Origin of the sequence: Pseudomonas sp. OV546 (assembly GCF_900116845.1) — a bacterium.
Taxonomy (GTDB): domain Bacteria; phylum Pseudomonadota; class Gammaproteobacteria; order Pseudomonadales; family Pseudomonadaceae; genus Aquipseudomonas; species Aquipseudomonas petroselini.
Genome location: NZ_FPCE01000014.1, coordinates 90869 through 104233, shown reverse-complemented (window position 1 = coordinate 104233; position 13365 = coordinate 90869). Strand labels below are relative to the sequence as shown.

The window sequence follows — 13365 nt, the reverse complement described above, 5'->3', positions numbered from 1 at the left end:
CTGCTCAAGCCTCTTTACGGGCGTTGAAGTACGCCGTTTCGCTGACAATTCGGTTAACCAGGCGGCCCACGCCTTCGACTTCCACAATCACTTCATCACCAGGTACGACGTCGGCCAGGCCTTCGGGCGTGCCGGTGGCGATCATGTCGCCGGGCTGCAAGGTCATGAAGCTGGACAGGTATTCGATCAGGTAGGGAATGTCGAAAATCATGTCCTGGGTGCTGCCTTCCTGGCGCAGTTCACCGTTGATCCAGGTGCGCAGTGTCAGGTTGCCTGGGTCCGGTACATCGGCTACATCGACGATCCACGGGCCGACAGGCGTGGTCGCGTCGCGGTTTTTCACGCGCAGGTTGGGGCGGTAGTAATTTTCCAGGTAGTCGCGAATGGCGTAGTCGTTGCACACGGTGTAACCCGCCAGGTAATCCAGCGCGTCTTCGCGCTTGACGTTGCGCGCCGGCTTGCCGATCACGGCCACCAGCTCGCACTCGTAGTGCATGTAAGCGACGTTATCCGGGCGCCAGGTCACCTGGTTGTGGCCGGTGTACGTCCCCACGGATTTGATGAAAGCCAGCGGTTCGGTCGGCGGCGTGAAGGCCAGTTCGGCAGCGTGGTCGGCGTAGTTCAGGCCCAGGGCGAACATGTTACCGGTGGCCGGCGGCAACCATTGCACCTGGTCTTCGGCCAGCAGGCGGCCGTCAGCCAGGCGCACGGCGTTTTCAGCTTCGACCTGTACCGAATGGACTTCACCTTCAAAGCGAATACGGGCGTGTTTCATGAGAGCTCCTCTGCCTTGATGTGATTGACCAGGCGGCCCAGGCCACTGATCTCGACCTCCACGGTATCGCCAGGCTGCACATCCACCCGGCCTTCGGGAGTGCCGGTGATCAGCACGTCGCCCGCGTGCAGGGTCATGAATTCGCTGATCTCGGCGATCAGCAATGGAATGCTGCGGACGAAGTTGGCCGTGGTGTTTTGCTGGCGGATCTCGCCGTTGACGTACAGCGTGATCGCCAGGCTGTGCAGGTCATCCAGCTGTGCGGTCGGCACCAGCTCCGGCCCGATGGCGCAGAACCCATCGCGGCATTTGGCTTTGACGGCGGGGCGGTAGTAGCTGTCTTCCGGCAGGCTGAACTCGTTGACGAGGGTAAAACCGGCCACGTAGTCGAGGGCGTCGGCTGCACTGACGCGGCTGGCGTCCTTGCCCATCACCACCGCCAATGCCGGCCCAGGCTGCAGGCGTTCGCCCTGGCCAGGGTGCACGACATCGCCACCGTTTTGGTTACGCGTGTTGGGCGTCTTGATGAACAGCACCGGTTTGACCGGCGGCTTCTGATACGGCGGCGCTTCGAATTCGGCGAGGTGCTGCTTGAGCAACCCCTGGTAGTTCAGCGCGACACCGAAAAGGGTGCCCGTCGCGACGTCATGCAAGGCGCGGCTCATGCATTCTCCTGGCAGGGTCCATGGAGGCCCTGGATTTAGTTAATGTGTTAACCGTTATAATTAAGATGTTAACTATCGTCAAGCGTGACAGACTGTTTCTTCGGTGGTTGTGCCGACCGAATCGGTGCAGGATGAGAGCCGCTGCACGGCGGCAATCACACTAAAAACGAGTAGCGTGCGATGAGCGACCGTCAACCCATTCCGAACATCAACATTGGCCAGGTCTACGACCAGCGCTACAGTGATGCCGAAGTGCATTACGACCAGTTGGCCAACCTGGCGGATTTTTTCGGCCGTAACATGCCGGTGCATCGGCACGACCGGTTTTTCCAGGTTCACTACGTGAAAAGCGGCACTGTGCGCGTGTACTTGGACGACCAGCAGTACGTCGAATCGGGACCGATGTTCTTCCTCACGCCACCCACGGTCGCGCATTCCTTCGTGACCGAGCCGGACAGCGACGGGCACGTGCTGACGGTGCGTCAGCAATTGGTGTGGCAACTGATCGAAGCCGACGCCAGCCTGGCGCCGACGGGGGCGCACTTGCCCGCCGCGTGTGTGGCCCTGGCGCAGTTGGGGCCGCAATACGCAGACGATATCCGCCGGTTGGACGTTCTGTTTGAGTCGCTGAGCGACGAGATGAAAGCCCAGCGGTCGGGGCGCAGTGCGGCCCTGGACAGCCTGACGCGGTTGATCATGATCAGCCTGTTGCGGCTGTGTTCCCATTCGCTGAAAGCCACGCCTGCCCGCCACGAGGACTTGAAAATCTTCCACCGTTTCAATGAGCTGATCGAAGCGCACTACCAGCAGCACTGGCCGTTGTCGCGTTACGCCCAAGGCATCGGGGTGACCGAGGCACGGCTTAATGACGTGTGCCGCCGCATCGCCGACCTGCCGTCCAAGCGCCTGATCCTCGAACGCCTGATGCAAGAGGCCAAGCGCCTGCTGCTGTTTACGGGCAGCTCGGCCAACGAAATCTGCTACCAGTTGGGGTTCAAGGACCCGGCCTATTTCAGCCGGTTTTTCCAGCGTTACGCGCAGCTCACGCCGGGGGAGTACCGCCAGCGCCAATCGGGGTTGCGTTGAGCCAGGCATGGCGGCTTCGCACCTTGGTCTTGTTGATCGTGTGCGGATCATCATGCGCATCGCAGTGGCGCGACAGAATGGCTTTTACACAGAACCGCTTGTACTTTTCACCGCGCCCACGCCGCTTGCAGCCGCTGGCCGGCGACACTAAGCTGCCGACTCGCCCATTCAAGTGGTGCCGTTTATGGCCAACCCAAGACCTTCGCTGACCCTGACCCTGCTGCAAGCCCGTGAGGCCGCAATGGCCTTCTTCCGTCCGGCCCTGAACAAGCATGAACTGACTGAGCAGCAGTGGCGGGTCATTCGGATCCTGCGCGAGCTGGGTGAACTCGAAAGCCATCAACTGGCTTTGCAGGCCTGCATCCTGAAGCCGAGCATGACCGGTGTGTTGACGCGCCTGGAGCGTGACGGCCTGGTGCGGCGGCAGAAGTCCAGCCAGGATCAGCGCCGGGTGTTCGTGGGCCTCACCGAGCGCGGCCAGCAATGCTTCGTCTCCATGAGCGCAGGCATGGAAAGCAACTACCAGAAAATCGAAGAACAGTTTGGCGCCGAGAAAATGGAGCAACTCCTGGGATTGCTGAACGAGCTGAAAAATATCAAGCCTTGAATGCACGACATTTTAGTTAATAGGTGAACGTGTTTGCCCGGCGAGGGCATTGCGCTGGCCAATCTTTACTATCCAATTTCGGCACAAATACACGACCCGCCCCAGGTCCGGAATGGAACTTGCGTGCGATCTGACCTGTAAGCCTTGGAACTGAAAAAGGTTGGGTCGATGAACAATAATAATGTGCGGATGCCTGCGGCCTCGGTGGTGCTTCCACCGGCGTTACCCCTCCAGCGTTTTCTGACCAGCGATATCGATGAACACGCGCGCAATATGGGCGGCTGGCAGGTTCGCTACGATCAGTTATCGCCGGGCGCCTTTGAAGGTGAGCTGGTGGAGTTCCGCTCGGGCTGGATGCAACTGGTGCGCGACCGCGCTAATCAGGCCATGATCAAGAGTGGCGCAGCCTGGAAAGGCGCCATCACCTTCAGCCTTCCCTTGAGTGCCGACGGCCCGGTGTATTGCTCGGGTCACCCGATCCATGCGCCCAGCCTGTTGGTGGCCCACGGTGAAAACCTTCCCGAGCTGCACACGCCACAGCACTTGGATTTGCTCAGTGTGGCCATTGAAGAACACGCACTGGCACACGTCCTGGAGCGTCAGGGCAGTGAGTTTCGAATTACCGATCTTCCCAAGTGTTACCGCTTGGGCGATTCATCTGTGCAACGTGAACTCGCAGGGTTGTTCGATGCGCTGGCGGGTTGCGACCAGGGCCGTGATGCCGTGCTGGGGCATGACTCGATCCGGCGCGGCATACGGGATGCGGTGATGCTGCACGTGCTGGAGTTGATCGCGCCGGACCAGGCGCCACCCCTTAACCCGACGGCGCGCAAAAGGATGGTCGACCGGGCGCGCGAATATGCGTTGAGCCACCTCGACGAACCGCTGTCGATCCTCGACCTGTGCAACCACATCGGCGCCAGCCGGCGCAAACTTCAGTACTGTTTCCAGGAAACCCTGGGCATCAACCCGGTGGCCTATCTGCGTGCGCTGCGCCTCAATGCGGTGCGCCGCGAACTGCGAACCCGCACCCAATCCCATGGCGTACAAGAAGTGGCGGCGCGTTGGGGGTTCTGGCATTTGAGTCGGTTCTCGAGCGATTACCGCACCATGTTTGGCGAAAGCCCATCACAGACCCTGCGTCGCACTCAACTCTGCTGAAAACGGATAACCGGCATACGCTGGTGCTTACTAGGATGGCCCACACCACTTGATGGGAGGGGCATTCGATGATTCATAACAATAATGCACGCGTCGCACGGACGACGCTGTTTACCCTGGGGCTGCTGGGTTGCTGCGCCAGCGTGCACGGCACCGAGAACGGTGCGCCGACGACCGCTGTTGGTGTGTACGATTTTGGCGCGGGCATGATGCCGCCAGCCACACCGTTCGGGACGCTGGGGCTGCGAACGGCGTTTTACTCCGCCAACGTGCAGAAGGACCGTCACGGCCGCTCAGTTGACAACCACTTCTCACTGGATGTGTTGTCCATTGGCGTCGCCTACATGCGCATGACGGATTACACCGTGCTGGGCGCCCAATACGGGTTCGGCACGGTGGTACCGTTTTTCAAGATGGACGCCTCCGTCAAGGTGCCGACGCCGGTCGGGCCGCTGAACCTGGAGGCTGATCCGTTTCGCATGGCGGACGTGCAATTGCTGCCGGTGATCCTGCAGTGGAACCTGTCGCCGAATCTGTTCATCAACACGCAGTTGCAGATCCAGGCGCCCACCGGTGACTACGACAAGAATCGGTTGATTTCGCCGGGGCTCAACCATTGGACGTTTTCGCCAATCTTCAACGCGACCTACATCACCGACGGCGGCTTTGAGGTTTCCTCAAGCGTTGAGGTCGACGTCAATACCCGCAACCCCGCGACCGACTACAAGAACGGTGTCGAGTACCGGCACGAGTTTGCCGTGGGTCAGCACGTGGGGCCGTGGACCTTGGGCCTGGGGGGTTACTACTACCGCCAGTTCACCGATGACGATGCGCCCGGGCTGCAATCGGGCAACCGTGCGCGGGTGCTGGCCATCGGGCCGGCAGTGAGTTACTTCAAGCCCGGTCTGCCTCCCGTGTGGCTGCATGCCTACAAGGAAACCGATGCCCGCAACCGTGCCGAGGGTTACACCGTGGCGCTGCGTATTTCGCAAAGTTTCTAGGGGGCTGAGCATGAACTCATCACATTCCGATTCCTTATCTCCACGGCAAGCCACCGGGCGTCGTGAAGGGCTGGTGCTGATGCTGGGCAGCAGCCTGACCATCATGGGCGCCGTCATGGTGGCGCCGATCCTGCCCAAGCTGGGGGCCGAGTTCGGCCCGCTGGAGCCCCGCGCCGACCTGCTGGTGCCCTTGGCGGTCACCGGGCCGGCCCTGGCGATTGCACTGTGCGCGCCCCTAGCCGGCTGGTTGGCCGACCGGGTCGGGCGCAAGGCCTTGCTGGTGATCGCCACGCTGTTGTATGCCGTGCTCGGGGCCATCCCGGCACTGCTGGATAACTTGCCGGCCATCGTCGGCGTACGCCTGTTGTTCGGCGCGGCGGAGGCGGCGGTGATGACCTGCTGCGCCACGCTGATTGCCGACTATTGGCACGGCGAAGAGCGGCTGCGGTACATCAATCGGCAGGTGGTGACTATCGGCCTGGTGGGCTCGTTGTTCTTCGTGGTGGGCGGGGCGTTGGGCGAGCACTCCTGGCGCCTGCCCTTCCTGTTGTACCTGCTGCCGCTGCTGTTGGTACCGGTGATGATCAAGGTGCTCTGGGAGCCTGCGGCCACCCGGCAGTTGGTCGAGACGCCTGAGCAGGGCAGGGTGGCGATGCTGCCCTTGGTGGTCGGTTACCTGCTGATCCTCAGCGGCATGGTCCTGAGTTTTGTCGTGCCGATCCAGGCGCCGATTCTGCTGGTGAGCCTTGGGGTGACGTCGAGCACGATGATCGGGCTGTCGGCGGGCCTGGCGCTGCTGGCGACCTTGGTCGGTTCGTTGGCCTGGCCGCTGCTGCGCCGCCGCGTCGGCATCGCTGGGTGCAATGCGCTGTTGCTGAGCCTGCTGGGCCTGGGGTTATGGCTGCTGATGCGGGGGCAAAGCTACAACGCGGTGCTGGTAGCGGTGCTGATTCACGGCGTGGGCGCGGGACTGCTGGTGCCCAATGCGATGGCGCCGGTGATGAATGCCCTTAACGCCAAAAACCGAGGGCGCGGCCTCGGCGGGTTCACCGCGTTTTTGTACTTCGGCCAATTTGTCAGCCCGCTGGTGGTGGCCGTGCTCAGCGTTTACTCGGGTGATCTGCCTCACGCCATCCAATGGCTGGCATTCGCCAGTTTTGCCTCGGCCCTGGCATGGGCGCTGGCAGGCCTGCAGGCACGGCGCAAAGCACTGACCCAGACACTCGGCTCAAGTCATTCGTAAGAGAGGAAATGAAGATGGACATCCAGAACCTGCTGGACAGTGAAGACGCCACCGGCCTGGCCGAGTGGATCAGGCGCGGTGAGGTGCAACCGGGCGAGCTGTTGGAGGCGGTGATTGATCGCATTGAACTGGTCGAACCGCATCTCAACGCGGTCGCCGAGCGGCTGTACGAATCCGCCCGCGAGGCCGCCCTCGCATCGCGCCCCGGTCGCGGGGTGTTTGCTGGGGTGCCGACCTTGATCAAGGACCTGTTTTCACCGGTCAACGGCGCGGCGATGACCAATGGCTCGCACGCGCTGGGAGGCTTTCGCGCAGACTTTGACGCCGAACACGTGAGCCGTATCCGCCGGGCCGGTTGCGTGATTCTCGGCACCAGTACGTCACCCGAGTTCGGCACGTCGTACTCCACCGAGTCCAACCGCTTTGGCGCCACCCGCAACCCCTGGAATGTCGACCACAGTGCCGGTGGGTCCAGCGGCGGCGCGGCAGCCTTGGTGGCGGCACGCGTGGTGCCGTTTGCCCATGGCAACGATGGCGGCGGCTCCTTGCGTGTGCCAGCCTCCTGCTGTGGCGTGTTTGGTCTCAAGCCCAGCCGTGGGCTGTTGCCATCCGGGCCGATGGTCGGCGAAGGCTGGGCCGGGATGGGCACCCCCCATGCCATTACCCTGTCGGTACGCGACAGCGCCGCGCTATTGGATGCCACCGCCGGGATCGACGTGGGTGCGCCGTACGCCGCGCCGCAGCAGGTGCAGCCTTATGTCACGGCACTGCAGCGTGACCCCCGGCCTCTGCGTATCGCGCTGGTTGAGCAACTCGAGCCTTGGCCGACCTCCCGCGAAAGTCTGGAAGCGGTGCGCCAGGCCGCCCGCTTGTGCCAATCCTTGGGGCACCCCGTTGAACCGGTCAGCTTGCCCGTCGCGATGCCGGCGTTTCTCGACCAGGTCTTCACCATCATCGGTGCAAGTACTCGCCACTATCTCGACGTCCTGGGACAGATGCGCGGTTTCGCGGTACAGCCTGAGGAGCTTGAAGCCCGTACCCGCATCATTTTGCGCAGCAAAGGCGAGGTCAGCGGTGCGCAGTACGCCGGGGCGGTGGAGGGGATTCATGCCTTGGGTCGGCAATTGGCGGTGTTCATGCAGGATTACGACCTGATCCTCACGCCGACCCTGGCGCGTGAGCCGGCACCGATCGGTGAGCTGGACCTGCAAGACGAACGCTTGAGCCTCGATGAGCTGATTGAGCGGTTTCACAGCTATTCGCCATTCACCGCACTGTTCAACGCCAGTGGGCAACCGGCAATGTCGGTGCCGCTGTACTGGAGCGCGGCAGGCCTGCCGATGGGGGCGCATTTTGCCGGTCGTTTTGGTGAGGAAAGCACCTTGTTTGCACTCGCCGCGCAGCTGGAGCGCGCCCAGCCCTGGCGCGGACGGATACCACCGGTCAATGCCTGTCAGCGGTCAGCTTCGATGCGCCGGTGAAACGCTAAGTTTCGTTTCTGGCTGGCCAATCAGCGGCAGTTTGGTCAGCATGTTTTTTAGTGCCAACGCGTCCCACGGCAGGTGTTCGGCAATACCGATTCCGACCACATCGATGACGTTTGCCACATCCCCGAGGAGACGAACAACCTGCGCCATGGTCATTTTTCCCTGAGCGATGCCGTCCCATGTGCTGGCAGGAACGTCAGGGTTGGCGAACAGTAATGAACGAAACAGCGTCGGGTCCAGCACGTCCAGGTCGAAGTGGATCGCCAGATGCTTCGCTCCTGTCGATTTAAGCCATTGCAAGACGGGCTCGCTGGAACACGCCAGTTCGCCAGGACTTGCACTCGACAGGCCCAGCCTGGCGATCATTGCGGTTTCAACGTCCATCGTTGCTTGCAGGCCTGCGTACATCACATTGGCGGGTTTGATTGGACGCTTCACCGCTTTCAGGAAGTCAGGGTCTCCTTCGCCCAGCAGGTTGCCCAGCACCATCGCGTGGGCGTGCTGAAAGTCGTTGGGCGTCAGGATGTCCGGGTGAGCATCCACCCAGAGAATGGCCAGGTCTGCGTCATAACGCTCGTTCAGGTAGGCAAACGGCGCCAGGTCCACCAGGCAGTCGCCGCCCAGAACAACAAGGCGATCCGGTTGATGCTTGTCGATCAGCGCACGCGCAGCGTGCAACTGGCGCAGCAACGCGCTTCGGCCGATGATCCCGCCTTCCGGCGTAAGTGTTGAGCCGTCAGGGAGATTCACAGGAACCTCTTCGACCGGGCCGAGGTGTTCAGGCGCCAGCCAGGACAGAAGCTGGGCGCCGAAGTGATAGGGCGGGTTGTTGCCACCTTGCCATTGTGGAAACAGCAAACGCAGGGTCTTGCCGTTGGCGTCGGACATGCAAAATTCTCCGGTTCCAGGAATAGACGGAATCAGTTGGTTGCTACCGTATTCGCTTAGCGGATGAAGATATGCAGGGCTATAGTTGACGCTTTGTTGCACAGAGCGCGCATATGGACCGGTTGACTGCGGCAAAAGTCTTCCTTGAGACAGTCGCCAGGGGAAGCATTTCGGCGGCCGCCACGCACCTGGGGATGTCCAGGGCGATGGCCACGCGTTACATCGGGTTGATGGAGGAATGGGCCGAGATACGGCTGCTGCACAGGACCACACGCAAACTCAGCCTGACCGCCGCGGGCGAACAACTGCTGCCCCTTTGCAAGGAACTGGTGGCGCTATCGACCGACGTCAAGGTGCTGGGGTCGCAAGCCGAGAGTGCGCCCAAGGGCCTGCTCAGGGTCACTGCACCGTCGATTTTTGCCGAGTATTGCCTGACGGATCTGCTGATGGAGTTTCTCCAGCTGTACCCGGCTGTCGCCATCGACTTGCAGATTGCCGATGGCATGACCAATCTTGCGCAAGAGGGCATTGACCTGGCGATCAGGGTGACTGACAACCTTGATCCGGGGGTGATCGCGAAGAAGCTCGGCGAAGTGGATTCGTTCATCTGTGCGAGCCCGGCCTATCTCCAGCGCCATGGCGTACCGGGCGACGTGAGAGACTTGGCCGTCCACAATTGCCTGACCTACGCGTATTACGGACGCAGCCTTTGGCATTTCATCGTTGACGGTGAGAACGTCTCGGTGCCGGTCACTGGCAGCTTCAGCACTAACGAGGCGTCGATCATCGTGCGTGCTGCGCTGAGCGGAACAGGCGTGTCGATGCTCCCGCATTTCGCTGCCGGGCAGGCCATCAAGGAGGGGCGCCTGATTCGACTGTTTCCTGAATATCGCATCAAACCCATCGGCATCCATGCCGTTTACCTGTCACGCCAGCGTATGCCGAACGCCCTCAAGACGTTGCTGGACTTTCTCTCCATGCGTCTTGCCGGTTGAGGACAGCGGTCGTCATCGAGAGGCCAGTCAGTTCCGCTGGTCGAAGGTGATGCGTGCTTGTTCGATAGTCACCTGATTGACCCGCGCCCACTCGGCAAGCAGCTCCAGCTGAGGTTTGAGCGAGTGGCCAAGGGCAGTCAGCTCGTAATCAACCTGGGGTGGGACGGTCGCGAAGGCTACCAGAAGCGTTCGCTCAGGAAGCCCGGATGCTGGCCGGTACCGGAATGCTCACCGGCCTGGGTGAAAGTCGTTTGTCCTATGTCTCGCGAGACGATGTTGCCGCAACGGCGGCGGGCGTATTGGCCCAGGAGGGTCATGTCGGCGCCATTTACTCAGCGACGGGCCCGAGAACCGTCACGGGCGCGGAGCGGGCTGAGGCGGCGACTGCGTTGACGGGAAAGCCGTTCGCGTTCGTCGTCCTCAGTCAGGAGCAATTACGTGCCGGTCTGAACCAGGCCAGTCTGCCGGAGGACGTCGCAGTATCCAGGAAGACTTTGCGCAGTCGAGCATGAATGCTCGTCGTTCTGGTGTCGCGGCCTGTCATAATCTGCGCGTAATGCAGGCGCGCCTGTACCCTGGACCTTGCAGCGAATGCAGCAGTGATCCGCAGGCGCCTGTCACACTCGGCCATCCGGCCTGATTTCACCCCCCTCAAGGAGTCCATGCCATTCATGGTGCTGTTCAATCGATTGGGCGCATTTTCTATCCAGGCGCGCAGGGCACTGGGACTGGTGTGGGAAACCTCACGGCCACTGTTCTTGGGGCTGTTGCTGGCGACGATCGTCGCCGGGCTGCTGCCCGCATTGGCCGCCTGGATAGGACAGCGCATTGTTGACGGCGTGGTCGACGCCATGCAGGTTCACGCGGCCGGCAGCCAGGCACCGGTGTGGCCAGTGATGCGCTACGTGTTGGCTGAGGCCGGCGTGCTGGCGTTGTTGGCGGCCGCGCAACGGGCGTTGTCGATGCAGCAGTCGCTGTTGCGGGTGAGGTTAGGCGTCAAGGTCAACCTGATGGTCCTGGAGAAAGCCCAGACCCTTTCGCTGCTGCAATTTGAAGACGCCGAGTTCTACGACAAACTGGTGCGTGTGCGCCAGGGGGCTTCGACGCGGCCGCTGAGCCTGGTGACTAAAGGACTGGGGTTGGTGCAGAACCTCATCTCGCTGGTCAGCTTTGCCGTGCTGCTGGTGCATTTCTCTCCCTGGGCCTTGTTGATCCTGGTGGTCGGCGCATTGCCCGTGTTCTTCGCCGAGACGCATTTTTCGGGCAATGCGTTCCGCCTGTTTCACCGACGGGCGCCTGAGACGCGTCAGCAGAACTACCTTGAGTCCTTGCTCTCCCACGAGGCCCATGCCAAGGAGGTCAAGCTGTTCGGCCTGGCACCGCTGTTCCTGCAGCGCTATCGCGACAACGCCCAGCGCTTGTATACGGAAGACCGCCAATTAACGGTGCGCCGTGACGCGTGGGGGTTTGCATTGGGCCTGCTGGGTACCGCAGCGTTTTACCTGGCTTACGCTTGGGTGGTACTCGACACCGTGCGTGGCCAGACGAGCCTGGGCCAGATGACCATGTACATCGTGCTCTTCAAGCAGGGGCAAAGCGCAATCACCGCCAGCCTCAGCGCTATTGCCGGGCTGTACGACGACAGCTTGTTCCTCTCGGACCTGTATGAATACCTTGAAACCCCCGTGATCACCCCGCGCGGCCGGCTCACCCAGGGCGTGCGCCCTGGCGATGGCCTGCGCTGCGAGCACGTGGGGTTTACCTACCCAGGCGCCGCCTCTGCAGCGCTGCGCGATATCAACCTGCACTTGGCACCCGGCAAAAGCCTGGCGCTGGTGGGTGAAAACGGCTCCGGCAAGACCAGCCTGATCAAACTGCTGACCCGTCTGTATACCCCAGATGAAGGCCGCATCCTGCTGGATGGCAGCGACCTGCAGGAGTGGGATGAACACACCCTGCGCCAGCGCATCGGGGTGATTTTCCAGGACTACATCCGCTATCAGATGACCGTGGGTGAAAACCTCGGCGTCGGCGACGTCGATGCCCTGCACGACCAGGCACGCTGGCGCAGCGCGGCTACTCAAGGGGTCGCGGCCGAATTTATCGAGCGCTTGAGCCAAACCTATTCAACCCAGCTGGGACGCTGGTTCGGCGGCCAGGAACTGTCCGGTGGGCAGTGGCAGAAAGTTGCCTTGTCGCGGGCCTACATGCGTCAGGACGCCGACTTGCTGATCCTCGATGAGCCGACCTCCGCGCTGGATGCCGGGGCTGAAGCGGCAGTGTTTGAGCACTTCCGTGAGCATGCCAAGGGCCGCATGACCCTGTTGATTTCCCACCGTTTTTCCAGCGTGCGCAGTGCGGATCACATTATCGTATTGGAACGCGGGCAGATTCTGGAGGAGGGCAGTCATAGCCAGCTGATGGCTGCCAGTGGACGTTATGCCGACCTGTTTGACGTGCAGGCACGGGGCTATCGCTAGAAAACCCACCGTCGTGCAGCGGTATAGGGTCCGTACGGTTTATCTTTATGGCCCCCGGCGCACCTGACGGTCGGTCGGGCAGTTGAGATGTTTTTGCTGGGCGCCAGGCATCAGCGTGTGGCCGAACAGATCCTCAGTCAAAGGAATTAGTCGTTATCGTGCAGGTAAAGCTGGCTCGGCGGGTGGTGTTACATTTGCCACGACTGATCGTTTTATCCCTGTGTTTTCAAAAGTGATCCCGAATCGGTCAGACAGCTCCTTTCGCCCCTTGGATGTTAATGCCAGTGCCCGACTGTCAAGGTCTTGGATAACCCATTTGCGGTTTATGGCTGTCTGTAGGAGCGCTGCTCCGAGTGCTCCGGCAAGGTGAGGGCGGCGCATGCTCCAATCCAGGCATGAGCACGCGAACTGACGTCGTTGTGCTCTTACCTGTTCTATCTCGATACCGAGCCCGGTCATCGCTTTTTCGCCGTTCATCGTAAGCTGATACATGCCGTCCCCAGCGACCGACGCGGTTAACCAGCCTGACGCGATGAAATGGTCATGCAGTTGCACAGCGAGTGTTCCAACCATGTGGTCATAACAGGTACGTGCGAACTGCAATCGGGTCGGGGTTGTGGACACATACCGTGGACCAGCGTTTTGGCCGATCACCATCAGGGCCTCAATAGCCTGGGCCACTTGCGCGTCCGCCAGGCTGTAATAGCGATGCCTGCCCTGCGTGTGCAGCCTTACCAACCCGTCCTCTTTTAGTCGTGCCAGATGCGCGCTCGCCGTGGATGCACCGACGTCGGCGATGGCGGCCATCTCGGTACTGGTACGGGCGTGGCCGTCCATCAACGAACACAGCATTTTCGTCCTCGCAGGCTCGGCAATGGCGCCGGCTACCCGAGAAATCGCGGTGTCATTGCCTTGAGCGTCCATATTTCGTTCCTGAGCGAATCGTTGGCATGAGGGGTGTTCGATAGTAGCCTTTC

Annotated in this window: 14 protein-coding genes; 8 read left to right on the top strand and 6 right to left on the bottom strand. The window is 61.4% G+C overall.

Going from position 1 to position 13365, the window contains the following annotated elements:
* Window positions 1-4: 4 nt before the first annotated feature.
* Both BM403_RS25875 and BM403_RS25870 read right to left on the bottom strand, forming a co-directional pair.
* Window positions 5-775: a fumarylacetoacetate hydrolase family protein gene (locus BM403_RS25875; protein ID WP_093545720.1), complete on the bottom strand. Its 771-nt coding sequence runs from the start codon at window positions 773-775 to the stop codon at window positions 5-7.
* Window positions 772-1440, bottom strand: a complete 669-nt coding sequence (locus BM403_RS25870; protein ID WP_093545717.1) for a fumarylacetoacetate hydrolase family protein — start codon at window positions 1438-1440, stop codon at window positions 772-774. The genes BM403_RS25875 and BM403_RS25870 overlap by 4 nt, the downstream gene beginning before the upstream one ends.
* Window positions 1441-1620: 180 nt before the next feature.
* On the opposite strand from BM403_RS25870, the gene hpaA reads away from it, so the two are divergent.
* The 6 genes from hpaA to BM403_RS25840 all read left to right on the top strand — a co-directional run bounded on the left by hpaA (window position 1621) and on the right by BM403_RS25840 (window position 8019).
* A complete protein-coding gene (gene hpaA, locus BM403_RS25865) occupies window positions 1621-2526 on the top strand; it encodes a 4-hydroxyphenylacetate catabolism regulatory protein HpaA (RefSeq protein ID WP_093545714.1) in 906 nt (301 codons plus the stop codon).
* Window positions 2527-2710: 184 nt separating this feature from the next.
* Window positions 2711-3133, top strand: coding sequence for a homoprotocatechuate degradation operon regulator HpaR (gene hpaR, locus BM403_RS25860; protein WP_046036095.1), 423 nt, complete (start codon window positions 2711-2713; stop codon window positions 3131-3133).
* A 168-nt stretch (window positions 3134-3301) separates the two neighbouring features.
* Complete coding sequence (locus BM403_RS25855; protein WP_093545711.1) at window positions 3302-4294, top strand: helix-turn-helix domain-containing protein; 993 nt, start codon at window positions 3302-3304, stop codon at window positions 4292-4294.
* Window positions 4295-4362: 68 nt separating this feature from the next.
* Window positions 4363-5295: a SphA family protein gene (locus BM403_RS25850; RefSeq protein ID WP_093545708.1), complete on the top strand. Its 933-nt coding sequence runs from the start codon at window positions 4363-4365 to the stop codon at window positions 5293-5295.
* 10 nt (window positions 5296-5305) lie between these two features.
* Window positions 5306-6538, top strand: a complete 1233-nt coding sequence (locus tag BM403_RS25845) for an MFS transporter (RefSeq protein WP_093545705.1) — start codon at window positions 5306-5308, stop codon at window positions 6536-6538.
* Window positions 6539-6552: 14 nt separating this feature from the next.
* Window positions 6553-8019: an amidase gene (locus tag BM403_RS25840; protein WP_093545853.1), complete on the top strand. Its 1467-nt coding sequence runs from the start codon at window positions 6553-6555 to the stop codon at window positions 8017-8019.
* Here BM403_RS25840 and BM403_RS25835 read toward each other — a convergent pair.
* The gene (locus BM403_RS25835; protein WP_093545700.1) at window positions 7999-8913 is read right to left on the bottom strand and encodes an arginase family protein; all 915 of its coding nucleotides are present in this window, start codon (window positions 8911-8913) and stop codon (window positions 7999-8001) included. The genes BM403_RS25840 and BM403_RS25835 overlap by 21 nt on opposite strands.
* A gap of 113 nt (window positions 8914-9026) precedes the next feature.
* On the opposite strand from BM403_RS25835, the gene BM403_RS25830 reads away from it, so the two are divergent.
* On the top strand, window positions 9027-9908 hold the full coding sequence (locus tag BM403_RS25830) for a LysR family transcriptional regulator (RefSeq protein ID WP_093545697.1): 882 nt from the start codon (window positions 9027-9029) through the stop codon (window positions 9906-9908).
* A gap of 27 nt (window positions 9909-9935) precedes the next feature.
* On the opposite strand, the gene BM403_RS25825 is transcribed toward BM403_RS25830, so the two are convergent.
* Both BM403_RS25825 and BM403_RS31950 read right to left on the bottom strand, forming a co-directional pair.
* Window positions 9936-10091 carry a winged helix-turn-helix transcriptional regulator gene (locus BM403_RS25825; protein WP_093545850.1) on the bottom strand — a complete coding sequence of 52 codons (156 nt, stop codon included), beginning with the start codon at window positions 10089-10091 and terminating at the stop codon, window positions 9936-9938.
* A complete protein-coding gene (locus tag BM403_RS31950; RefSeq protein WP_163825804.1) occupies window positions 10085-10225 on the bottom strand; it encodes a hypothetical protein in 141 nt (46 codons plus the stop codon). Before BM403_RS31950 ends, BM403_RS25825 begins: the two co-directional genes overlap by 7 nt.
* A 354-nt stretch (window positions 10226-10579) precedes the next feature.
* Here BM403_RS31950 and BM403_RS25815 point away from each other — a divergent pair, with 354 nt between their 5' ends.
* Window positions 10580-12388: an ABC transporter ATP-binding protein gene (locus BM403_RS25815; protein WP_093545691.1), complete on the top strand. Its 1809-nt coding sequence runs from the start codon at window positions 10580-10582 to the stop codon at window positions 12386-12388.
* Between the two features lie 153 nt (window positions 12389-12541).
* Here the strand turns inward: BM403_RS25815 and BM403_RS25810 are convergent, their stop codons facing one another.
* Complete coding sequence (locus tag BM403_RS25810; RefSeq protein WP_093545688.1) at window positions 12542-13312, bottom strand: ArsR/SmtB family transcription factor; 771 nt, start codon at window positions 13310-13312, stop codon at window positions 12542-12544.
* Window positions 13313-13365 lie beyond the last annotated feature (53 nt).